Source organism: Rania fehmarnensis (assembly GCF_056494185.1).
This window is the reverse complement of the sequence record NZ_CM151398.1, coordinates 4,610,615-4,633,784: the sequence shown is the minus strand read 5'-3', so window position 1 is coordinate 4,633,784 and position 23,170 is coordinate 4,610,615. Positions and strand designations below refer to the sequence as shown.

20 protein-coding genes are annotated in these 23,170 nt (G+C 54.6%); 3 read left to right on the top strand and 17 right to left on the bottom strand.

The window, feature by feature from the left end; genetic code table 11:
- Window positions 1-38: 38 nt before the first annotated feature.
- The 7 genes from SH573x_RS15870 to SH573x_RS15840 form a co-directional block, all read right to left on the bottom strand.
- On the bottom strand, window positions 39-4,613 hold the full coding sequence (locus SH573x_RS15870) for a cobaltochelatase subunit CobN (protein WP_479356598.1): 4,575 nt from the start codon (window positions 4,611-4,613) through the stop codon (window positions 39-41).
- A gap of 47 nt (window positions 4,614-4,660) precedes the next feature.
- A complete protein-coding gene (locus tag SH573x_RS15865; protein ID WP_479356596.1) occupies window positions 4,661-5,071 on the bottom strand; it encodes a DUF2149 domain-containing protein in 411 nt (136 codons plus the stop codon).
- A complete protein-coding gene (locus tag SH573x_RS15860; RefSeq protein WP_479356594.1) occupies window positions 5,064-5,753 on the bottom strand; it encodes a MotA/TolQ/ExbB proton channel family protein in 690 nt (229 codons plus the stop codon). Before SH573x_RS15860 ends, SH573x_RS15865 begins: the two co-directional genes overlap by 8 nt.
- Before the next feature lie 47 nt (window positions 5,754-5,800).
- On the bottom strand, window positions 5,801-6,559 hold the full coding sequence (locus SH573x_RS15855) for a hypothetical protein (protein ID WP_479356593.1): 759 nt from the start codon (window positions 6,557-6,559) through the stop codon (window positions 5,801-5,803).
- Window positions 6,560-6,675: 116 nt separating this feature from the next.
- On the bottom strand, window positions 6,676-7,746 hold the full coding sequence (locus SH573x_RS15850) for a DUF1559 family PulG-like putative transporter (RefSeq protein ID WP_479356591.1): 1,071 nt from the start codon (window positions 7,744-7,746) through the stop codon (window positions 6,676-6,678).
- Window positions 7,747-8,163: 417 nt separating this feature from the next.
- Entirely contained in the window at window positions 8,164-8,559 is a 396-nt protein-coding gene (locus SH573x_RS15845) for a Fur family transcriptional regulator (RefSeq protein WP_479356589.1), read from the bottom strand.
- A gap of 62 nt (window positions 8,560-8,621) precedes the next feature.
- Window positions 8,622-8,978 carry an ArsR/SmtB family transcription factor gene (locus SH573x_RS15840; protein ID WP_479356587.1) on the bottom strand — a complete coding sequence of 119 codons (357 nt, stop codon included), beginning with the start codon at window positions 8,976-8,978 and terminating at the stop codon, window positions 8,622-8,624.
- Between the two features lie 1,007 nt (window positions 8,979-9,985).
- Here SH573x_RS15840 and SH573x_RS15835 point away from each other — a divergent pair.
- The gene (locus SH573x_RS15835) at window positions 9,986-10,441 is read left to right on the top strand and encodes a ferritin-like domain-containing protein (protein WP_479356585.1); all 456 of its coding nucleotides are present in this window, start codon (window positions 9,986-9,988) and stop codon (window positions 10,439-10,441) included.
- A gap of 22 nt (window positions 10,442-10,463) precedes the next feature.
- Here the strand turns inward: SH573x_RS15835 and SH573x_RS15830 are convergent, their stop codons facing one another.
- The gene (locus SH573x_RS15830; RefSeq protein ID WP_479356583.1) at window positions 10,464-10,736 is read right to left on the bottom strand and encodes a hypothetical protein; all 273 of its coding nucleotides are present in this window, start codon (window positions 10,734-10,736) and stop codon (window positions 10,464-10,466) included.
- A gap of 327 nt (window positions 10,737-11,063) precedes the next feature.
- Here SH573x_RS15830 and SH573x_RS15825 point away from each other — a divergent pair, with 327 nt between their 5' ends.
- The gene (locus SH573x_RS15825) at window positions 11,064-12,101 is read left to right on the top strand and encodes a DUF1559 family PulG-like putative transporter (RefSeq protein ID WP_479356581.1); all 1,038 of its coding nucleotides are present in this window, start codon (window positions 11,064-11,066) and stop codon (window positions 12,099-12,101) included.
- Between the two features lie 239 nt (window positions 12,102-12,340).
- Here SH573x_RS15825 and SH573x_RS15820 read toward each other — a convergent pair whose 3' ends face one another.
- Complete coding sequence (locus tag SH573x_RS15820) at window positions 12,341-13,798, bottom strand: right-handed parallel beta-helix repeat-containing protein (RefSeq protein ID WP_479356579.1); 1,458 nt, start codon at window positions 13,796-13,798, stop codon at window positions 12,341-12,343.
- A 157-nt stretch (window positions 13,799-13,955) separates the two neighbouring features.
- Here SH573x_RS15820 and SH573x_RS15815 point away from each other — a divergent pair, with 157 nt between their 5' ends.
- Window positions 13,956-14,426, top strand: a complete 471-nt coding sequence (locus SH573x_RS15815) for a DUF1572 family protein (protein ID WP_479356578.1) — start codon at window positions 13,956-13,958, stop codon at window positions 14,424-14,426.
- An 11-nt stretch (window positions 14,427-14,437) separates the two neighbouring features.
- On the opposite strand, the gene SH573x_RS15810 is transcribed toward SH573x_RS15815, so the two are convergent.
- The 8 genes from SH573x_RS15810 to SH573x_RS15775 form a co-directional block, all read right to left on the bottom strand.
- Window positions 14,438-14,824 carry a hypothetical protein gene (locus tag SH573x_RS15810; protein WP_479356576.1) on the bottom strand — a complete coding sequence of 129 codons (387 nt, stop codon included), beginning with the start codon at window positions 14,822-14,824 and terminating at the stop codon, window positions 14,438-14,440.
- 193 nt (window positions 14,825-15,017) lie between these two features.
- Window positions 15,018-15,884, bottom strand: a complete 867-nt coding sequence (locus SH573x_RS15805; protein ID WP_479356574.1) for a zinc-binding metallopeptidase — start codon at window positions 15,882-15,884, stop codon at window positions 15,018-15,020.
- Between the two features lies 1 nt (window position 15,885).
- A complete protein-coding gene (locus tag SH573x_RS15800; protein ID WP_479356572.1) occupies window positions 15,886-16,953 on the bottom strand; it encodes an alpha/beta hydrolase family protein in 1,068 nt (355 codons plus the stop codon).
- A gap of 343 nt (window positions 16,954-17,296) precedes the next feature.
- Window positions 17,297-18,148 carry a peptidoglycan-binding protein gene (locus SH573x_RS15795; protein WP_479356570.1) on the bottom strand — a complete coding sequence of 284 codons (852 nt, stop codon included), beginning with the start codon at window positions 18,146-18,148 and terminating at the stop codon, window positions 17,297-17,299.
- 184 nt (window positions 18,149-18,332) lie between these two features.
- Window positions 18,333-19,199 carry a class I SAM-dependent methyltransferase gene (locus tag SH573x_RS15790; protein WP_479356569.1) on the bottom strand — a complete coding sequence of 289 codons (867 nt, stop codon included), beginning with the start codon at window positions 19,197-19,199 and terminating at the stop codon, window positions 18,333-18,335.
- A 343-nt stretch (window positions 19,200-19,542) separates the two neighbouring features.
- Complete coding sequence (locus SH573x_RS15785; protein WP_479356567.1) at window positions 19,543-20,505, bottom strand: hypothetical protein; 963 nt, start codon at window positions 20,503-20,505, stop codon at window positions 19,543-19,545.
- A gap of 75 nt (window positions 20,506-20,580) precedes the next feature.
- Window positions 20,581-21,705 (bottom strand): hypothetical protein, encoded by a 1,125-nt coding sequence (locus tag SH573x_RS15780; protein ID WP_479356565.1) that lies wholly within the window; start codon window positions 21,703-21,705, stop codon window positions 20,581-20,583.
- Between the two features lie 8 nt (window positions 21,706-21,713).
- Window positions 21,714-23,129 (bottom strand): hypothetical protein, encoded by a 1,416-nt coding sequence (locus SH573x_RS15775; protein WP_479356563.1) that lies wholly within the window; start codon window positions 23,127-23,129, stop codon window positions 21,714-21,716.
- Between the last annotated feature and the right edge of the window lie 41 nt (window positions 23,130-23,170).

The following is a 23,170-nucleotide window of genomic DNA, read 5'->3' as shown; positions in this document are numbered from 1 at the left end:
CCGACCAATCCCGAGTCTATTCCTTAATCTCGAACAAGTCAAGTTTCGCTCGTGGCCTGCGCCGGCAGCGCACGCTTTGAAGTATGGGCTGTGCGCAGGCTACCAAGCGTCACCACGCCGCCGATCAAGACTGTGCTAACCAGGACCAGCCAGGCTGGCGAGGTTTGTGGATCCAGCGGATCGTTTTCGGCCAACTCATCTTGAACTTCGTTCATTTCGATACCCTGAACATCCGGCAGAGTTTGGCTGGGCTGCAAGGCGGAGGACACAGCCAATTGGTAGTCCGACATCGTTTGCGGATTGGGCTCGTACCCCGGAGCGGTCAATTGTTGTTGCAGAAATTCACGGAAGGCGGCGTTACCGCAGGTCTCATAGGAGCAAGCCGCCCCGTGCTCGGCCACCAGCTCTGTATGGACTTCCGCCAAGCGCTGCAGCACTTCTGCATCGGGTTGCCAGTAGCCCTTTCTTGCGGTCTCGAGCATGACAGCCGTCATGTCCTGGAGCGCGTACGGATTCTTTTCTTCAAAGTACTCGCGCATCTTCAGATCGTGTTTGTCTTCAATGTACACGCGATAGGTTTCATCCCACATGTCGCGACTGATGGCCGCTGGTTGCATCACGTTCCAACCATACATGTTGCGAACGGTCTCGGTCATAGAGGCAGCTGCGCTGGGGCCTTCGCGCTGTAGTCCCTGAATGTATTTCGGGTTCCACAGCGACGTGCGGGCTTCTTCGCGGATTGCGCCTATGGATGTGGTTACTTTGGCTCGACCGGGTTGGCGTTGGTCGCTGAAGTAGCCAGTCGGATCGCGACCGGTCGTTTCGCGAACAGCTAAGGTTATGCCGCCCATGAATTCGTAAACGTGATCTAGCGACAAAGGGCCCCATGTGTTCGAACTGCGGGGATGAACCACGGCATCGACACCTTGCATCTGAGCTTCCAGCAACCCGGGTAGAACTGTTCCCCAACGCTGGCCATCACGATAGACCCCAGACATGTTTTGTATGTAACGCTGCGCTACGTCACCAGCCGCCTCCCATGTATCTCCTTTCTCAACCATACCCATGATCTGCGTCCCGTAACTGCTGTTGGCTGCGGATCCGAAGATACGGGCTGTGGCGAAATCGCGCGCCTCTTTGGCCGACACCCCGTGGGCCTTCAATGCTTGTTCGGTCTGCTCTGTGCCTTCCCGCACAAAGTTGGCATGCTCCTCTGGTTCAAGACCACTGGCAATCTGCACAGCTTTGTCCAACAACGCAATGCGCGACGCAGCCGCATCGCGAAACTGGCCCGATGTCTGAACAAGTACGTCGATGCGCGGCCGACCCAACTCGCTCTCTGGTATCACTTCCACGTCGTACACGACTCCACGCGAATTCCAAACGGGACGCATGCCCATTAAATACAGGATCTGTGCCAGATCCGTTCCTTTGCTGCGAATAAACTCGCCGCCCCATAAAGAGATGGCTACCTGTCGCGGATACTGGCCGCCATGCGCGGCGCGATGGGCAACCAACATTTGTTCAGTCAGCTTGACCCCAACACGCCACGCCTCAGTCGACGGAGTTTGCTCAGCATTGATCGAGTACAGATTGCGTCCGGTGGGCAGCGCACTGGGATTGACCAGCGGATCACCTCCACTGGAAGGTGCTATGTACTCTGCATCGAGTGCTGCAACGATCTCTTGCAATTCGAGAGCCGGCGACTGCCGCAGTTGATCGGCATTCTGCTGAACGGCATCCATCAAATCGAGAACCGTCTGCTGCTGGCTGGGCTGTGAGACAATCCACCGTTTGAATTCAGCCAGCGACTGCCACACCTGCGAATCACTTGGCCGCTCTGGCTCAACCGCTGGCTCTACTGCGTCAGCTTGGGTCACTTCTTTTTCGATCGCAGAAGATTGATCGCTGTCACCGGCTGACTGGTCAGCCTGGACAGCTGCCGGAGACGGACTCGGTTCCTGAATGTTCTCAAGATGCCACACGAATCGCAAGTTATTCGATGGCCAGTTTACCTGGGGCCGGCTCGATACTTCTGTACTTGCTGCAGCGGGCTTGACATCCATTAAAGGTTTGCCGGCAGGGTCAGCCGGAGTGATTGACGGTTTCGAGGGAGGATGGCCAACTTCCGTACCGTTCTTTTCGCTGCCGGGACGTCCGGCTGGATGACCGGCTGGATGACCGGCTGGATGACCACCGGGACGTCCACCGGGATGACTACCGGGATGACTACCGGGATGACCACCGGGATGACCACCGGGATGACTTCGGCCAGTGGGCTGCGAGCCACGCTGGGCTTCCGCGGCCTGACGAATCGCAGTTTGCTCTTCAGCCGTAAACAGCTTGGAGGAGTCCAATTCTTTGGAAAGCACCTCGCGCACGAACTGGTTGGCCAATTGCTGTCGATACTCCATTGCATTTGGATCATTTGATTTTGCCAGTGCTTCCAGCAGTTGGTCGATCCCTTGTTCGCCTAACATGGCAGTGGTGGTTTGGTGAACTTGTTCCTCCGAGAGCTCGCGTCCGATAACATGCAAGCCATCGGTAACGCTCTGGTCCTTTAGCTGGTGGATATAGTTGTGGATCTCGGTCAGCTCCTTCTCGGTCAAGGTGCGTTGGCTGAGTTGTTGAGCATCCATTCCCAAATCGGCAGCCAGGTTTAGTTGATTAACCAGCTCGGTGACTGATTTCAGCGTCTCTTCCTTTAACAACGGATCGTCCACTTGTTCCCAATCGTGAATCTTGTCGTGCAGCAACGAAAGTTCACCGTACAGTCCCGCTTCCATAAAGGGCGGGGTCAAATGCGAGACGATGACGGCGTTGGATCGACGTTTGGCAACTAGTGCTTCGCCCACATTGTTGATCACGTAAGGATAAACGTGCGGAACATCACCGATCAGTATTTGTGGCCAACAGTCGCGGCTCAAGCAATTCGACTTGCCGTAGGTAAACTCCAGCGAACCGTGGGTCCCGAAGTGCACAATGGCATCCGCTTGAAAACCATAGCGGGCCCACAAGTAAGCGCCCAAGTAGAAATGGGGAGCCGCTTGATCGGTACCATGAATTGAACTGATCTCATTTTCGTCTTCACCACCACCACCGACGGTCGGTTGAGGCATGATAATTACTTTGCCCAGGCGAATGCGGCTGATCACCAAGTGTGGATTACCGTCGACATTGGTTACCATTTTGTTGCCAGGCAAGTCACCCCAGAGATCGATGGTCTCCTGTTGGCGTTTTGGCGAGAGGGCTTTGGTGAACCACTTGGCATACGTTTCGGCGGGCACTAATTCAGGCTCAGCTTCCCTTAAAAATGTTTCAAAGCTTCCTAGAGCCCATTGGCCCAACGTCTTGCCTTTGGCTTGAATCAACTCAAAGAGTGCATCGGGCGACTGCGGCAGTTGGCCACCTAGATCGTAACCTTCCGCTTCCAGTCGCTTGAGAGTGTTAAAGAGTGCCGGGGCAACTTCCAGACCACCGGCGGACAGGGCAGCCATACCCGGAGATTTATAGTACACAATAACAAGGCGTTTTTCGGAGTTCGGCTTCTTGCGAAGCTTGAGCCAATTCATGGCCAGGTTGACTCGGGCGGTCAATTGATCTTTCATGCTTGTGCGCACATTCAAGCGACGCTCGTTGGGTTCCATCGAAGCTACGACGATGGGCTCCACGATGCCATCGAGTTCGGGTGAGGTAATGGATTGACCTAAGAATCCACCTTCCATACCCCGCTCGTCCTCAAGCCACTTCTCTCGACTGGACAGCAGCGGCAGCGCGCTGACGATCGGGCAATCCAACTGGCGCAGTAGTGCTTCACCGCGATTGTCTTGAGCCAGCCTTCCATGGGGGAAGGTCAAAATCAAATCCGGTCGAATGTTGCGCAACATGTCGAAGACTTCGTCGCGACCAAAGAGTGGGTAAACCTTGGCACCGGCATTCTCCAAAGCTTCCAGGAGCTCGTCTACCGGTTGACGATTCATGGTGTCTTGAGGATCCATGAAGCTGCCGATCAGTGCCACTCGCGGGCGGTTGGCATCGTCGGCATTACCGCGACCAGCCTGAAAGAGTTCGTATTTCTCCAAGTTGTCGAAGACCCGACCGTCTAAGTGAAACAAGCCTGACATTGGACGTTCAATCAAATCTGGTACTGGCACTTCACGACCGCCGAGATGGTGGGCAGCGTAGTGCACCATCCCAATCAAGTTCTCTGCACCGCCGTGTCGCATGTAGTCGGCCATGCGTTGGCGATGATCTTGCGGCACGGACGTCTGTTGTTCCGAGAGTGCGTTGGTAGCGGTGCGCACATAGAAGTGCGTGCCGTGTGCCCGGGCCTTTGAAATGCGGTCCACTTGCTGTGGAGTCAGATTCAGTCCTTGCCCTCGAATGAATACCAGGTTGTAGTTGTCGAGCTGTGCTTTATCGATGCCCGTGTCATCGAAACGGTGGAGAGAATAAGGTGTCTGGCGAATGGCATCTTCCCAACTCGCCCAATCGGTATCCGAAAACCCGATCGTAGCGATTCGAAACGGGCGCAAGAATTCATAATAGGCCCACAATCCGCTTGCGAAGACCACGGCCAATAGACCGATGGAAAGGAGCATTTTCCTAAACATGCGCGATATTCCCTCAGCACAAACAGCGATAAACTTCAGGGTCAGTACTATTGCTCTGCCGGTACATAGATCACACGGCCATCGGGCAAGCGGTAGGCCTGGCCCAACAATTGTCCTTGGCCGGCACCTTGCGAGTCCGAGGCTTCGTAGTGCTTGATCTCTTGCCCCTCTTTGACAACGATCTCCATATCGGGCGAGCCGGGGTTGGTGATGATGGTGTAATCTTTGTTAGCTAAAAGCGCAGGCACTTGCAGATAGGAAACCAGGGCGACCATCAAGGCGACGGCGAAAACGATGGCCGCATCAAAAAGATTGGCCAGACCGGACAATGGATCTTCCTCGGAGTCGTCCTCGAGAAAGCCCGCCCGCTGACTTCGTTTTAATCGCAGTTGCAAGAGTGCGTTGGTCTGCGATGGCATCGTCGCCAGGTTCAGCGAGGTATCCAATTCGTTAGACATGGGACACCTCGGCAACACGGCCTGGCATCGAAATATGCTGGTTGTTCTGCGAGCTCGAACACCGCTCCGACACATCTGTGCGCACAGGTGCTTCATCGCTTGGCCGGTCCAGGCAGAGGCGTTCCGCGACATAGTTGAGCAGAGCTGCATCAGCCTGGTACCAGTGCTTCTTGGTCGAAACCAGGTAGCCGGCCAGCATTCCGACAAACAGCCCGATGACCGTGGTCGAGAAGGCAATCACCAGGTTGTTGCTCATCGTCTGGATATCGCCCACCGCTAAACCAACTAAGGCAGGGCCCAACGGAATCAAGGTGCCCATCAGTCCGAGGGCCGGACCTAGCTTGACCAACCCCTTGAGGCGATCGATCTCGCGCTGCCAATGCAGCTCGGCTTGCGCCAAAGTGTAGGCGATGCGCGGAACGTCACCACGCGCCGCTGCCACCTCACGCAACGTCGTCGACAGGAAATCGCTGCCTTCGATCAGCAGGCGATCGTGGTCCGTGCTACTGAGGGCCGCTTCTAGTGTTCGTCGCGACTGGTCTTGTTGTCCGCGCGATAGAAACTCTTGCATCGTTCGGCCACTATCGATCAACACGCGTACAAAACAGATCACCAACAGCAACATTACGGGGATGAGCATTGAGTTGGAGAGCACGAACAGGAGTTGAGTCAACTGTGCCATCGAAAACCATATACTTTCAAGTAAGTGTCAAAGCTTCCATCCGCAACTCAGCTGGCGTTGACGTGCGGTTGGGCTGCTTTCGATTTTCCAAGCCATTGGAGTGATCGTTCCCAGCCGAAACCAATGGTAACCAGTAATGCAGCTAGACCTCCGCCCAGCAGAAGTTCACCAATTACCGTCGCGCCGCCTTGAGGCGACGAAGCCGTAGGCAAACTGGTATCAATCGTGGTCAACAGCGCGGCAGTGGCCCCTACCCACAGGCTGCTGGTCATATAGCACTTGTACCCGAGTATTGTTGGAAAGAGTGCAAACGCGCCCACCAGCAGCAGTAAGACGGTCGCTAGCGCGCTGCCAACCATCGCGCCAACCCACTCGGGACGTGCACCAACCTGATGGGCGAGCCACCACTGCTGGATCATTAATCCACCGATCAGTACCGTGGCGACTGGCAGGCAGTGCAGGCACCCCAACAGCAGCGACCAACTTTCCGACTTGTCGCTCACCTTGCGAAGCCCTAACCAAATCGATGCACCGCTTCCAAGCAACTGCACCATGCAGACAGCCATCAACCCACGACCACGGAGCACTTCGTTCTGGAGGTCGAGGGCCGATGTCGAATCAGCCGCTGGATTGAGCAGAAAGGCGCCAAGCCCGAGCAAGCCCGCCGCCACCGGAATCAAAAACCACTGACGCGATATGACCAGTCCCCAGCCTTGCCAAATCAGACCAAGTACCAGGCTGAGCGATACCAAGGCCGACTCGGACGTTGCAAAAGCCAATGCAACCGAATCGATCAAATTACTCATGGCCTACCTTCGACAGAGATTGATAAACGATTCACGCGGCAGGGCGATTGCTTGCCTGTGCACCTAAGGCACGATCTGCAGTGCCTGTACCATGGGAATACTATGTGTCCAACGGCTTAGAAGGCATTGACCACTTGGCCGTCATTGCGCGCGTGCAAATTGCGCCAGACAATCAGGTCGACTGCATCGGTCACGAATTGAACGCTGCCATCGGCCAAAGCCGTGTTTACACCACCGGGGTGCCGACTGCGGGCTGGTGAAAGACATTCACCATGGTGGGCTACGTCGGGATCCTTGGAATTGGGTGGGAAGAATGCATTGGAAAATGTCTGGTAAGTGATATTGCGAATCCACTGTCCAGCTCGCCGTCCTTCGTGAATTGTGGCTGATCGCGTTACCAGCACTTCGGCCGCTGCAGAACAAGGGCCTCCTCCACCAACCCGCTTGATTTGCGTACGGTAATCGCGCAGGTCGGGTGTATCAGCCCGCATGCCCAACAGCGTCTCAGCAAACAGAACCGTGTTGCTGGTACCATCAATGACGTCCCCGAAACGCACCCTGGACCCACGCCAGAACATGCCCGTGGTATCCGAGCGGCTGCAATATGTCATGCCGGTACCAGGGCCGGCATTGACCATGTAGTTCAGACCAGCCCAACGCTGACCGTTCTCTACGTAGTACAGTTCGCCAGAATCGCTGGGGCAGATCAGCACGTCCAACTTCTTATCCACGACAGGAATGAGAGGTGGATTAATGGTTGGATTGTTGGCTGGCGGCAAGAGCAACGGGAACCGGTAGTCAATCAACGCGTGCAGGTTGCTTTGTTCTATAAACGGCAACAGCTTGGCTTGGGCCGAGTAGGCATACAGCGAATCGTCGGCTGGACCGGGAAAGCGTTTGTAGGCCGACTCATAGTTATGGCAAGCCAAGGCCAACTGCTTCAGATTGTTGGAACACTGCATGCGACGGGCAGCCTCGCGCGCAGCTTGCACCGCCGGCAATAGCAATCCAACCAATATCCCAATGATGGCGATTACCACCAGCAGTTCTACCAAGGTAAAAGCATAGCGTCTCGGATGCATAGCAACTCCATGCACTAACAGATGAACAAGTATGAGTACACCGACAACTGCTGTCAGTGCGGCTTCGTTGCTGCTGGCGGCATCACCGCGGTTCAACACGACCATGCCTCAGGTCCGACGCAGCCAGCATGTTAGCTTAGGTGCATACGGTATGCAAGAGGGAAGGGTGTGCATCTGGATATTTGTGCCGTGTGGAAGAAACGCGGAGTCGCGAAATTGTGGGGTCCGCGCAGCAGAACCAACGTCTATGGTCTGTGGCCTTTTCAACCGAAAGCGGTAGCCAAGCCAATGAGCCCTGGAAGAACGATGGCGCAAGGGCTGACTGGCTGGCCAATGTAGAGCCTGGCAAAATCAACGGCACCGCGACCAGGACCGCGCGCGTGAGAGACATTCGCCAGTAGAGCTTTGGATTCTGGATTACGTGCTGTTGGGACTTGTCAGACGGACCGGACGTCAGTCGACAAGTCTAAAAATGCATCTAGAAAACGGCGAGCGCAGAAACGGATTGGAGGTGCCCGGTGCTTAGCGGCACTCTTTGCAATGGCCTTTGATTAGGATGTCTTCAATCGGTCCGAGCGACCTGGCGGTCTTCAGCTCGACTTGACCATCGTTGAGGCATTGCACGCTGCCGCAGTCAACGCACAACATATGCGGGTGACTGGACGGGTCCTTCGACTGAACGACTTCGAATCGCCACACATGGTCGCCAAGTTCCAGCTTGCGCAGGAGGCTGGCTTCGGTCATGTCACCCAGAGCGCGAAAGAGCGTGGACTTTTCGAGTCCTTTTTCTTCCAGACCCTCGGTGACCTCCAAATGCGACAGCGGGCGATTGGATTGGACCAAGTATGCCAATACTGCGATGCGCGCCGGCGTGGCTCTGAGGCCATGCTCACGCAACAGGGTTTTCAAATCATTCATGCTAGTCTTCGTCTTGCTCATCGTCCGACCACGTAGAGTAAGAGGTTGAAACGGGAAAAGTATTATTCGCTATGCGGCTCGCTGCCATGAGCCAAGCCGTTGCTGATCAACTGCGCAATGTGCTCGTCAGCCAGCCGGTAATAAACATGTTTGCCTTGCCGCCTGGTGCGGACCAGGCGCTCGCTGCGCAGGAGCTTGAGACGTTGAGAGATGGCGGGCAAATTGTCAGCCAGCGTTTCGGTAAGTTCAGTTACACACATTTCGTGTCGGCTGAGCACCGACAAGAGTCGCAAGCGATTTACGTCCCCCATCGCTCGAAAGATATTGGCTGTGCGCTCGCACAGATGCAGTTCGGCAGGTTTGATGTTCGGTTTGCTCCCATGAGCCTCCGAACCGCAATCTTCGCCATCCTCTAGCATCTGCTACTTCCCCCCGCGCGACGGGCTGAACCGAAGCACACTTGGCCTGCCAACAATCAATCAGATATACGAATAATGAATCCTTTGAGTGTTCGCGTCAAGTCAGATAGTGCATTCTGCTCGCAAGATGAAAAGGAGTTCCTCGATCAGCATCACTTCATCGTTGAACGCATTTTTGGAAGAGGCTGCCGCACAGCAACCGCGATTCCTGTTGAAACGCAGAGTCCGCGGAGGCCGCAGAGAAGACGCTGAGGTTAGCAACAGTTGGCATTCTCCGGTTGCAGGTAGCCTTTCAAGTTATTACTCGAGCGGTCTTCTCTGCGATCCTCTGCGTCTCTGTGTTTAGACTCCGTGGTCAATAATCAAAAAGCTGACCACAAAGACACAGAGAAGCACCGCGTTGCTGTTGAGCAGCTATCCTCAGCTGCTCAGCACCCACTACACATCGAGGCCATCTTCGGTGAAAAGTCAGCCGTTCATGATGGTGGTTTGATCAGATTGCGGCTGTCCTCAGCTACTCTGCGTCTCCGTGTCTCTGTGGTTGACAATCAAATAGCTAACCACAGAGACCCAGAGGCACAGAGAAGCACCGCGTTGCTGTAGAGCAGCTATCCTCAGCTGCTCAGCACCCACTACACATCGAGACCATCTTCGGTGAAAAGTCAGCCGTTCGTGACGGTGGTTTGATCAGATTGCGGCTGTCCTCAGTTACTCTGTGTCTCCGTGTCTCTGTGGTTGACAATCAACTAGCTGACCACAGAGACACAGAGGCACAGAGAAGCACCGCGTTGCTGTAGAGCAGCTGTCCTGTGCTGCTCAGCATCCTCTAACCAAATTCTCTTCCGAACGAGCGACCAGTGTTACAGGCGAGCGACTTGCCGGGTGCTGAGCGGCTGGGGACAGCCGCTCTACGACTGACAGCCCGCTCTACGTTTGGGGAGCATTTGGTATAATTTGCGTGTGGAGTTTCGAACTGTTCAACTTTAGGCGCGTCAAGCAAAGAGCAAATGATGGAAAAACTACTAGAGCATCTCAACGAGATTTTAAAGCACGAGTGGACTGGGGTGGCCCAATATTCGCAAGCGGCCTTTATCGTCGAAGGAGTCTGGAGAGAAGTGTTTGTCGATAAGTTCTTCGACGATGCCAAAGAGTCGTTTGGACATGCCAAACTCGTTGGCAACAAGATTGTGGCTTTGGGTGGTGTACCGGTCGCGACTCGCAATGAAGTCAAGCAGTCACGCGACTTGGAAGAGGTACTGAAGTTCAGCCTGGCTTTCGAAGCCAAAGCCGTCGAGATGTACCAACAAGCCATAGCGCTGGCCGAAGAAGCCAAAGATCGGCCACTGGTGATCTTCCTGGAAGACATCCTCAAGGACGAGCAGGAAGGCGTTGACGAATACACCAAACTGCTGCGTAGCACGCCTGCTCAAATCTCTCAAGTGTCAGCCAGCAAGCGGGCTTAAGTTTGCAGAAGTCAGGCTAAAGTCAGCCAGCCCGATAAACGGACAACTCAGCTTGCGATGCCAGCTTGGCATCGCGAGCCTTCGGCGAAGTTCTATTGGCCTGAGCGCCCAACAGCGTGCGCAGGGCGGCTACTTGTTCGGGATCCAAATCGATACTCGACTGCGTGAACCAGCCCACATCCCGGCTAAAGGTTTCATCGGATAACTGCAAGCCCCCGCCAGTATCCGCCTTCAAACTAACTCGCACGCGACGGTCCGGAGTGTTGGAGTTGAATACCGCGATTGTGGGGTTCATACGCTATTTCTCGAAATCCAATGGCGTGAGTGTTGAGATTTGATCTCAATTCCTGATTGTGGTGAGTTAACACCGTTTGTCAAGCGAATCCACGGTGTTGTTCCCGTTTTCACTCACAAATCCGCCTCCCGTCGACCATGTTTGAAAAGTTTTGCACAGCAGCTATTGCGTCAATTATGTCGCCTGATACATTGGTGAGACTGAATCTCAATTAGAGAAAGCCAAGCCAGCAGCGAAACGCTTAGCAGCGTTTCTAGAGCCAGCCAGGGAATGACAAGCTCGGTGAATAAGCGAACGAGAGTCGGTCATCGTTTGAAAGAATGTGCAATGACACGTCAGTCCAAAACCGGATTCACGTTAGTAGAACTGTTGGTTGTGATCGCCATCATCGGCATACTGGTGGGCTTGTTGTTGCCTGCAGTGCAGGCCGCGCGAGAAGCGGCTCGGCGGATGAGTTGCCAGAACAATCTCAAGCAGTTGGGATTGGCCATGCACAACTTCGAATCGGCCATGAAGCGATATCCGCCCAGCATGAATGCGCCCGTCGGAGCCATCTTTCCCACATCGAATGGTTCATGGGGCGTCCATGGTCGTATTCTGGGCTACATCGAGCAACAGAACGCGCTCAACAAGGTCGATTTGGAAGTTGGCTACGATCAACCACCCAACAGTACCAACGGCGTGCCGCAAATGCGGATACCCACGTTTATGTGTCCAAGCGAAAAGAACGACATGGTGCGCGTTAATGCTTCGGGCGCGCCCACTTCCTATCCTCTGAACTATGGATTCAATTTCGGTGTGTGGTTTATCTGGAATCCTGCGACGGGCCAGGGCGGAGAGGGCGTATTTCATCCCAATTCAAAAACTCGGCCGGGCTCGATTATTGATGGCTTGAGCAATACGTTGATGGCTGCGGAAGTAAAAGCGTTTACGCCCTATGGTCGCAACATGTCCGGAGCGTCCGCCACGGTGCCCGATACGGCCGCCGCAGTTGCGAGCTACGTTTCGGCCGCGCCGGAAAAGAAACTTGGCCCCAGCACCAATGAAAACACGGGACACACGGAATGGCCTGACGGTGCAATTCACCACTCCGGCTTTACAACAACCATGGCCCCGAATGCTCAAGTGTTGGCGACCATCGGTGGATTGGTTTACGATGTGGACTTCAACTCGCAGCGTGAAGGTCGTAGCGCTACCAACCCCACCTACGCAGCCATCACAGCACGCAGCTATCACTCTGGCAAGATCGTGAACGTGGTATTGATGGATGGTTCAGTGCGTTCGGTAAGCAATTCGATCGACCTGTTGATCTGGCGCGCCCTGTCGACGCGCGATCGGGGTGAAGTTGCCCAGCTAGAGAATTAAATCAACAAAATCGTAGTCTGGCCGATGGACTCGGAGCCACCGCTGCCAAGCTGCCAAGCGGTGGTCCAATGTATTGAACGCATCCACCGTCTGGCGACGGTGGCTACAGATCAGTCCGGCGCTTGACTGAGTATGCACAGGACTTCAACTCGCGACAAACCCTTAAGAGCCACCCCGGGGAGTCGAGGTTCGGCAGGTGTACGGCCTCCGAACGCGCAGCGGCCGCTGGTTGAGGAGACCTACTTCAGCGGTCCGAAGTGAGTGACCATGAGTGCTTCCATCCAGGCGCGATGCTTGGCGAGATACTCGGGAAAATTGTCAGGTTGAGCCGGATCGAATTGCGGACCGTTCCAGTCGCTGATCGTTACGCTTTTGGCATGTTCATCGTTGTTTTCCAGTTTCACGTTCTTAGCCGGTCCCCATCCCTCAGCCAGGTCGTATGCGCCGCTTTCGTGACGCTTGTTGGCATAGCCCAACTTGATACTGCCTTCGATCACGTAGCGATTGTTGCGCAAGAGCAGGCCATCGGTCCAGCCGTCCCAGTCGCTCAGCAGCAGTAGCTGTACATCCAGTCCACGACCTACGTAGATGTAGTTCTCTTCGACCAGCGTGTTTTCGGCCGCGCTAACATGGAAGATGCGCTCGCGGTCATTGCGGCTGATGTTGCGTCGGACGACGGTATCTTGATTGCCAATGTTTTCCTGAGGATCGCGTTTTCCGGGCGAACAGATCAGCATGAATCCGCCTTCGTTGTCGTGACTGTAGTTGTATTCGAAACGCGTGCCTTGCGAATTGTAGTCGCTGTCAAAGCCTTGACCGTCCAGCAAAGTCTTCACTTCCGAAGCTCGATTCAAACGGAACAGCGTGCGATCGGCGCTCCAGGGCCAGATGCCAGCGTTGTAACTAGCGGCCCGTTCATTGGCGCCGCGCACAATATTGTGTTCCACCAGCGCGTCCTCCGTAGCCCACGGCACGATGCCATCGCCGCCGACATCGGCGACAAAATTGTCGCGGATGACTACCTTCAAGGAAGGAAACCACTTGTCGCGCGGCCAATGGAAGCTCTGCGCGGCAATACCGCTGCGGTCAACGCGCCAGATGATGTTGCGCTCAATCGTCAGTCCATCGAAGCGGCTGGGTTGGCGGCGACCGTTTGTGCGAAAGATGATGCCGCCATTATCCTTGGCTTGGTTGGTACCCTGGACATCATGGATGTACAGGTCGCGAATGACCACACCAGCCATGGTGCCGAAATCGGCTGCCACGATGTGGACGCCGCGCCGCGGTGCTGCGCCATTGCCGCGGTTAGTGAGTTCGAGTCCTTCCAGCACGATGTGGGAGAAGTTCTCGATTCTCACCGCGTCAGCCTCGGTACCATCGATTCGCGGTCGTGCGCCTGTACCAAAGACGCTGATCACTACTGGTTTATCTGCTGCGCCGGCGCCGTGGGGAACCAAACCGCCGCTCCAAACGCTGCCTGCTTTCAGGCGGACTGCATCCCCCGGCGCGAGCTCGAGCTTGTTAACGCGCTCCAGCGTTTTCCAGGCTAGCTCCGCCGAAGTGCCACTGCGCGTATCATCACCTCCCGCCGAGTCAACGTAGTAGGTCTCAGCCGTAGCGAGATGCGACCAGGCAAGCGTAAAGCCTAGGGCGATGATGGATCGCCACAACACAAAGAAACTGGAGTCGGAATACATGGCGTGGTCCAAAGGGGAGACAACTTATCCGAAGCGACAGACGTAAAGTGAGTTTAACAGATATAGCCGCTCTGATTCCAACTGCAACCCATCTTGAGAGCATAATGGATGCGCACGAGGGATAGCAGCAAACTACTGACGATTGAAAGTGAAGAGGATGAGTCTCGAAACTACCTTACAGGCAGGATTCTCGAAGGCGTTTGCGGATTTTGGTAGCCGCGTCCATGCCATGTCACGGCAACTGACGGATGAGCAGTTTTGGACCAGACCGTTCAATTACGGGAATAGCTTCGGCAATCTGGTGCTGCACATCGATGGCAATTTAAGCTATTACATTGGTGCTCAAATCCAAGGGAATGGTTATATACGAGACCGCGAGCTTGAATTCGCGCCCGTCAAGTCGTTAAACAGGTCCGCGGCCCTCTCTAGTCTTGACGCGACCGTCGAGATGGTTATCCAGTCGCTCGGTTTGCAAACGGCAGACAGCTGGGAATTGCCCTATAGTGCGATGGGCGTGGAAGACGTTGCCAATCGCTTTGAGATGATGCTGCGATGCGCGGCCCACTTTCACCATCACATCGGCCAGATGACCTACATCGTCAAACAATGGCACAGCCAACTAAAGTGATATCGCAGATCTCAACGCAGTCGGACGAACAGGTAGAAGGTGGCCAGCGCGGCGGATAGCACTAAACCTGCCACAAACAGCAGGCGGCTCATAATAGGGTTCCACAGCCGAAGGTAACGTCCGTATCCTTCGACGGTGGGGCCTAAGCTGAAAAAGATATTGGCGAGCGTGCCTAGCAATACCAACTGCATCCAGAACAACGAGTCGAGCAGAGCCTCTGGTCCCAATTGCACCGTCCAAACCAGTACGTAAATGGCCAAAATCGCGTTGTACCACAGGCGATAAAGTTCCCAACGTTTGATGACAGGAGCAAAATCTACCCGGGTGTTCCCATCGTTCTGGTCGGGGCCGTCTAGGGAAATAGGAGAGTACGGATTGGATGGATGATCGCGGGACATGAAGTCATTCTAAGTACGTGGACGCGTCCAATTCGGAATTAGGGCAGCTTTGGTATCAGGACCTGCGGTATTAACCACCCGCACTGACCTCCCCATGCTGCGCATGGAGAGGTGACGGTGCGACTAAAACCCAGAATGTGTCTATGCAGCTCTCGAAGTACGCATCTAATCCAAGATGAGTCGGAGAACCAATTTACCTGTCACTGCGCTTGGTTTGTTGCATGTCATGCCAGAACTGGTCGTCTAGTTCAGGACAAAAGTCGGCTAACAATTTCTTCAGCGCGATAACTTTGGCAGCGATCACACTATCTTGCTTGACTCGAGCATCGACATAAGCGGCTTGCACTATCAAGTTGGCGAACAGCTCGGCTTTGTCTTCTTCGACGCCTGTGGTCGAGTAGTGGTTGAGAAACCCTGGGAACTTGTCCGTTAGTACCGAAGTCGTGCTCATGGCCTGCGCATATCGGCCACCGCTGCCGTATTGGAATCCGGGGGTGTTCAGTCCCAGCCATTGCTCGTCTTGATAGACACGTCCATCATCACGATAGTCGATAATGTGAAAGAACTCGTGATGAATAACTTTGCGCAGGTAGTCTGGTTTGTCTTGGCCGCGAGCGATGTCCAGATACAGCGTATCATGTTCGAAGTCAGGAACCGCGTTGCGTCGCTGACCAGCAAAAGAGAGTTCTTCGCATAGCACAACACGCTTCAAGTTGGCTCGTTGCACCAGCTGTCGCGGGTAGAGCGAGAACTCAGCAGTGAAGAGTGCAACGTAGTCTGGTAAGCTGGCCGCCATTGCCGGCCGTCCGTCAATTTTGCCGTGTACTGAATTGACCGGGAATGGATGACCGCTCGCTACGACTTCGATCTGGTAACGAATCGCCAGCCCATCGAGAGAAGCTGTGACCGTTGAGGTGGCTGGGTACGTTGCTATGCCTTGGCCGATAGCGGTGCGGACTTGGTTCGTCCATACAAATGGTAGCGTAAATGCCATGGCCCATGGCAGCCAATTCAATCGGCCGATGGTGGAAGTCGTAGATGGGTTCAGCTGAAGATGCACTTTACTTTGTCTGCCATTGATCTTTGGGAGCCAGGATGCTCTTGGGTCCATTGTTGTCGAGCCAATGATGAGCGCTTGCATCACCTAACAAATAGGTATCCCAAAAGGCGGTCGAGAGGGCTACGGTAGCGCGGGCATGCGAGGATTGCTCGCCCCCGAAGGAAGTTATACCATCGCGTTCGCCCAAAAAGGCGTGTGTACCACCATCAAAGACTACTTGATACTTGTGGCCCGCAGGCAAAGCTGGAAAGACGCGCATGCGAGATTCGGGGGATTGATCCCCGATAGGTGAACTGTCTTTGGTGCCGGTCATCAACATCCAAGGAATGGCTACTTGACCAAATGCCCGCTCCACTTGACCAGCTTTGGGCTGACTGGGGCTTAGTACCAAAGCAGCTTTGATACGAGGGTCCGTTGGCTTTTGCATGGGCATGACTGGGCTTTGGCCCGAGACCATTTGCGTGGTCATGGCTCCGAAACTGTGGCCGGACATACCGATGTGTTTCAAGTCCATGCGAGTTTGCAACCGTTTGGCTTCACCGGTTATCTGTTGGTCGCCGCGCTCAATCAGATCCAGGTGGTCTAGGACAGCTTTTACATCTTCAATACGCAGCAATAGGTTTTGCGCGCTGGCCGCATCGCGCATGGACCCCAAGCGTTGGCCGATACCTTTGGAGCGCCAGACTGTTTCGTCGCTACCCGGGTGTTGTAAAAAGATGGCGACATAGCCGCGGCGCGCCCAGTGATCACCACCATGTTGGAAGCCCTCCCGTGAACCACCCAAGCCGTGGCTAAAGAGGATTACCGGAGCGGCTGTGGGGCTGGTGGGTAGATAGGCTTTCACCGGTACGCGGCGGATTTCGGTCGAGGCGTTGCGGCCTCGAAGTTGTTTCAGCTGTGGAAGATACTCGACGTCAAAGAGCACTGTATCGATTTGGGCAGTTGCATCGACAGACAGTGGGTCATAGGGGCCGGACTGCGCCCATACTGCGGAGGGCAGTAAGCACGTCCACAGCACTAATACGCTGGTAACGACTGGAGCACGTACTCTGAAAAATCGGCTTGCCATAATTCCCATTCTTCACAGCCCTCAATGAAAATTTGGTTCTGGGTCGGACAGCGGATACGGTGATTATTGCCGAGTAAGAGCTGATCGAGGACAGCGAAGTCTACGGAGTCCTAAAGAATGTTTTGGCAGTAGACTGCAATTTTTGAAACGCAGAGAAGTAGAGAAGCTTTAAAACGCAGAGACGCAGAGGATCGCAGAGATGACCGGTCGGATGAGAACTGAACTCATAACAAGCGGTGATAGAGAGTCTCTTCCCAAATGTCTTGTCTGCGAACTCTGCGATCCTCTGCGTTTCAATCTTGGGGATCTGCTTACTAACGCTATTCCAGTGACCAGAGGCCGCTTAACCTCCATAAGGAAAGAAGCGAATCTGAGGGTAGCCAGGGGCGCTGGCCTCTTCGAATGCAGCGGTGAAGTCTTCGAAGTCGATATCCCAATTGCGAGCGCCATCTGGATTGATCATGCGAACGTGCTGATTGCCCTTGAGGCCTTCGGTCAAACCGTACATGATAAATGAGTGACCAAACGAGCCTGACCCCAGACCGCTCATCGCGCCAATCCACAACATTCCATGTCGCCTCAGCATGACTTCCCAGTCGCGTGCCGTCATGCTCCACAACTGAAATGAATCCATGCCCGCATCCCGTATTAGGGAGTGCCAGAGCGTGCTTGGCATCATCGAGTTGGTTTCAAATAGCAATCGATATTTGAAGCCGATATCATCCAGCAGGTCACGGGTGTTGTATTCGATCTGATCACGCCACTGGTACATCATGGTCAGGCAGGCGGCCCAGCACAGGGAATCGCCCGACCACCAATGTCTCTGATTAACTCGCCGGATCGTGCCATGGATCTGGTAGTCGATCATGCCAATCGGGGGCAACTTGGGTGGCTCATGCTCGTGTTCGAATTTGGCATCCAAGGCACCGATGGTGTTCATACCGACTTTGCCATCCGGGTCCAAGCTGGATGCTTTCTGGAACTCAATAACCGCGGACTTGGTCTCGCTGCCAAAGACTCCATCGGGAGCTCCGTAAGAAGCGAACGATTTTGGAAGCGAGTACTTCAAATCCGAGAGGGCTTGTTGAAGTGCGCGCACTCCATCGCCAAATGAGCCGCGTTTCATGGGCGGCTTGTTGATCAGGGCCTTGTCCAGTTGCTCAATGCCGACAAAACGAAGTGATTTCAGTGACATAGTATCGGGGCTCCTGCCGCGAGTGGCTTGTGTTGGTGGTTAAGCAAGTTATCGCCGGCTGGCTCGATAAGTTGCTCATAAACACAACGCTTAGCACCGAATACATTGTCCTGGTGAAATTACCATGGACTGGAATGGACGATTCCACTCCGAAATATCAAATGTCATGGATGTTTTGGGAGCATCACTCCGGTTTGACTAAGGAGATCTGAACTACGTCCAATTGACCATTGCGAAAGTAGTCCGCGCAACCTCGCAAGTAATACATGTACATGTCGTAGGTCTCCAGCGAAGTTAACTCAATGGCTGACTCGCGGGCAGCCTCGAGGTTGTCGCCCCAACTGGTGAGGGTGCGAACATAATGAGGCTGTAAAGATTGAATGCGAGCGACTTCGAAACCCGCTCCCTGGGCGTAGCGACAAATCACCGAAGCCGTTCGCAGTTGCCCGCCGGGAAAGATCTTTTTGGCGATGAACTTGGCGAACAGTACGCCTTCGTGAGTTGGATTGAAGCACATCTGCCGTAGAACTTCTGGTTCGGGAAAGACGATGGCTTGAACAATCATCGGTGCTCGCGGCGGTAGCAAGCGGTAACACTTTTCAAAGAACGCGGCATAACGTTCTTCCTTGAAGTGCTCCATGGCACAAATGACGGAGATACGATCGACGGGCTCGTCAAACTCTTCCCAACCTTGCAAACGAAACTCGGCCTTGTCGGCCAGTCCTCGAGTGTCGGCCAGATTCCGCGAATACTCGCACTGTACGCCGCTGAGAGTGAGCCCAATCCCGGTGACGGGGTGCTTTTCAACTGCCCGTAAGACCAGCGAGCCCCAGCCGCAGCCGACATCCAAATGACGCTGGCCCGGTTGCAGATCAATCTTGCTCAGTGCCAGATCGATCTTGGCGTTTTGCGCTTCTTCCAACGACATATCGTCGCGCTCATAGTAAGCGCAGGTATACATCATCGTGGGACCAAGAAAGAGCGCAAAGAACTCGTTGCTTAGATCGTAGTGCGCACGCACATTTTCATAGGGTGGCTTCAGCAGGGTCATCGTGGTTCATTCCATATTTAGCAACCAAAATAACCGGCCCGCTGGCCATCGTATTACAGATCGACTCCCAGTGGAAGACGCAGTGTCTGCTTTCGCTCCCCGAAAGGCTGCCTTTCGCGGAGCGAAAACAGGCTAATTGGGAATGATAGCGAACTGGGCGGAATGTTCTTCTCGGGCATTCAGGTCAATCGTCTTATTAATCCAGATGACGAGATCTTGCCCAGCGCCATTGCGCTCGAGTCGAACTTCATGAATGCTACTCGTCTGCGAATATTGCCGGGCGCGGCTTCGTCGAAACTCGCTCCTGTTTGAACGGCTGTTTTTCACAGCAGGGATACAGCCCTTACTTAGGAGCACTGATCCGGTGAAAAAGAATATCTTCGCGTTCAAAGCTGCCTGTGGCTTGCGGCCTGGCGGTGTTCTGATGGCGCGGTGATTCAGAAGTCGCATGCTCGGTGGTGTACGAGATGTAGTCGACAATTTCGCCGGCGCTCAATTGGCCATCCTTATTTAGGGACGCAGCGGGGAGGCCATCGCTAATCGCAAATCCATCGGCTTGGCCCTCGAACGCCTTGGTGATCGCATAGGTGAATGGATTGACCACCTGCCCATCCTTCAGAATGGGTTCTGAAACCAACTGAGCATTTTGTGACGTGATGACGATTAGGTTGCGACCTGCCTGTCGTCTTCGATCCTGCCAACGCGTACGAACTGGTTCTGAATTTAGGTATTCGACAAAGCCTCCCGAGAAACAGGACATGGTGAGTACCACCACGTTCTTAGCCGGGATCTCTAGAATCAAATCGGTATATTCATCCCATAGTAGCGCTCCACTATGGGCGAGTTGCTTTGCCGGTAGATCAATGGCGATACCACCGAGAGGTTGAGAAGCTTCGAAACCGCCTTTGTAGCCGTGGCTGTGGGTATAGATGACTACGGTATCATGTGGCGTGCATTTTTTGGCCAATTGTCGAAGCCGGTCTTTGAAGATTCTACCCGTGACCGTTTCTTGAACGATGCCTCGACGATACTGCGGTACAGTCATGATGTTTTCCGCCAGCGTTTGCATCAGGGCCTGATCATGGGTGACATGACTCCCGGCTGCTGCAACTTTCTGAACGGCGTCGATGGCCCGTTGTTGTAATTGAGGTGGATCAGCAATTCTGCTCTTACCTACAATCAAAAATTGTGTATTACCATCGGGTTGGTCGCCACTCACGCTATCGCCCAAGCCAAGTGTCACCAAGGCTACCATGACTGGCGCTAAGAAGATGTCCCTTATTGGCTTAGTTCGCAATCGTCCCATGGCTTCACTTTACAAACAATGTACGCAAGATAAGCACCGCTGCGAGGCCCCAGTGCGTCGAGACAGCGTGTGGACTCAAACCGATCCGCGCATGAGTTTGGGCCAACTGATTTGGCTCCAACCCCACTTGATGAGATCACCGCTGAGAAGTTGTTCGGTCCAAGTTTTGCGATCGACTGCGAAGTTAGTCCATACGGCTTCTAAGTAAGGCGTACTGGCTTTGGAGAGTGTGGGAATCAGTCCTTGCCGCTCGATGGCACGCAAGCCTTCCCAGTAGTGCTGCATGATGTGCTCGTGGAACAGGTTGCCGGCAACTTCCAGTCCTACCATCGTGCCTTGGCCAACCTTGTGAATGTTGTTCAGGGCGACCAATGAAATAGTGGCTGACACATCCCAGATCGATGCGTTTTGTTCTTTCGCAGCCATGTCGATTTGACGCCAGAGTTGATCGATCTCGGCCGCAGGTAATAGCTTGGCTGGATCGACATCCAAAATCGCGTTTCGAGTTTCTTCGATCGTTTTGCGCAAGCCGTCCAACGAAATTGGTGGTTTGTCAAAGACGCCCACAGCGCTAGCCGAAGCTCGTTCCAAGGCGCCCAGTAGATCACTGGCGTTGTCAATGGTCGTATTCTGATCGATGATATTTTGCGACTTGAGCCGCTGGCTCAATTGATCCAAGTAATGCCGCGAGCCGTAGGCCACATCGCTGAAGATGGCCAGTACCGTAAGCGGCGAAACGTGAAAGGTGGCCAGGGCACTCATGTCCAACAGGTTGCCGACGGTCTTGCGCGCCAGGAAAGCTTGATCCTGTGCAGCCTTTTCTTCTTCGCTCAAATCGCTGGCGGGATCTGCAGGTGTGGCACCCCATAGTTTGCGTACGCCGCCGATATCATTGCATACAAAGTCCAGCATCTGCTGGATAAAGATTGAATAGGATCGCGAGTTGCGGAAGGTCGACGGCAAAAGCCAGTTGGCCGACTCACGCATGAAACCGCCGGCCAGCGCGCTTGCGCTGCGCAATGTGCGCTCGGGCAAGCTGGCCGAATAGTGAAACAGACGCAGCAGATGGCTGGTCGCTTCGCTGACGGTCGATTTCTCCATGTCGATGGAGTCATGCAGTTCAGCTACGGGCAGCGCAGAAGGAGTGACTGGCTCATCCGGTTTCTTAGCTGCATTCTTTTTCCGATTGTTTTTTTTCATGGCTCACTTTAGAGGTTCTGCAGAAAAGTGGCCTTAATCCGCACCGCTTTAGGCGCGCTACTTTCGGTTTCTGCATTATCTTCAACCAAATTGCCGAGCACGAATACGCGACTGCCTTGTTCAAGTTTTTCGGCCACCGCCTTGGGAACGGTGGCTTGCAAATTGTAGCCAGGCGTATTGCCAGCGGGTTCCTGAAGGTGCCCTACTTGCCACGAATCGTCGCTCTCGACCAATGCGGTTACAGTGCCCAAGTATACCCGGCCGGCACCTGAGCGTTTCATGGCGCCGTTAAATTGGGCGCGCACACCCGACTTAAAAGCGGCTTCCAGCTTGGGGTCAGCCGTCAGCGATCGTCCGATGTCTCGCAAGTCATTGCGCAGCAGTTTTACCGCGCCACCATCGGCAGGCACGTTGGCCAACCGCTCGGAAATCGCGGCCAGGTCATCCATGATGGCGGTCAGTCGGGCGACAATGGTGGCCGTGTTGGTTTCACTGGTGTCGTACTGGGCAATCTTCTTCTTGGCACCGTCCACGGCAGCAAATAGCTCCGTCATGTTGGTATCGGTTTCTACCGGCGTTGTCTCCGGTTGCGCCGTCTCAGTGCTGTCGCTCGATGGCAAGTCTGTGGGGCTGGCTAGTTTATCGCCATCCATTGGCAGCACATCGTCAAAGTTCCTAAAGCCGCTCTGCCCCGGCGCGGGTGGATTCTGTGGGGTTCGATCGGGCCGCGCTGGCAGGTCCGGCATCGAAGGATGATGAAACTTACTGGGTACGATCCAGGGTGCAAACTGGGCCACCTTGGGACCGGCGTTTAGAACATCTTTGCCAACGACATGCCACAACAGCAACAGTGTCACCGGAATTGCAGCTGCGCCTCCGAACATCACATGAACCACCGTCCATATCGAGGGGCCTTGGGCAGTGCGCGCTCGTGACTTGATCGAGGGAGTACGCGTACCTGGTGAACTTTCAGATGGCTGCGAGGGCGTGGAAGGCGTATCCTCATGCAGGCTTAACGACTGCGGCGCAGGCTCGTCGGCGCCCCCACCAACTTCATACTCGAGTTCTCCAAGTTCATCGAGCTCCAGCGGCTCAGCTTGATCGCGCTCGGTCAGCGTAATGTCGAGCGCATCATCGATCGTTCTATCCGCTTCGAAGAAACTTCCCCGCGCGGTGGCGCTGGTGTCGGCATTCTCAACCAGCGGCTGCGCGGTTAAAAGTTGATCGTCGTCGGCTTGCGAAATATCAGTGTCAGCTGATCCACCGGGAGGAACGACTTGCCAGGGAGCATAAAATGCGTCCAGCGCGTCGCCCAACCGAAACTGGTTCCCGCAGTTTGGACACTTGAGGAACGCGTCGACCGAGACGTCTTCGCGAAGTGAAAACGTCCGCTGACAATTGGAACATGGCAACAGCTGAAACACATGCAGTCTCCAGATGAGCACGTGAAGCAACCCGCTGAACC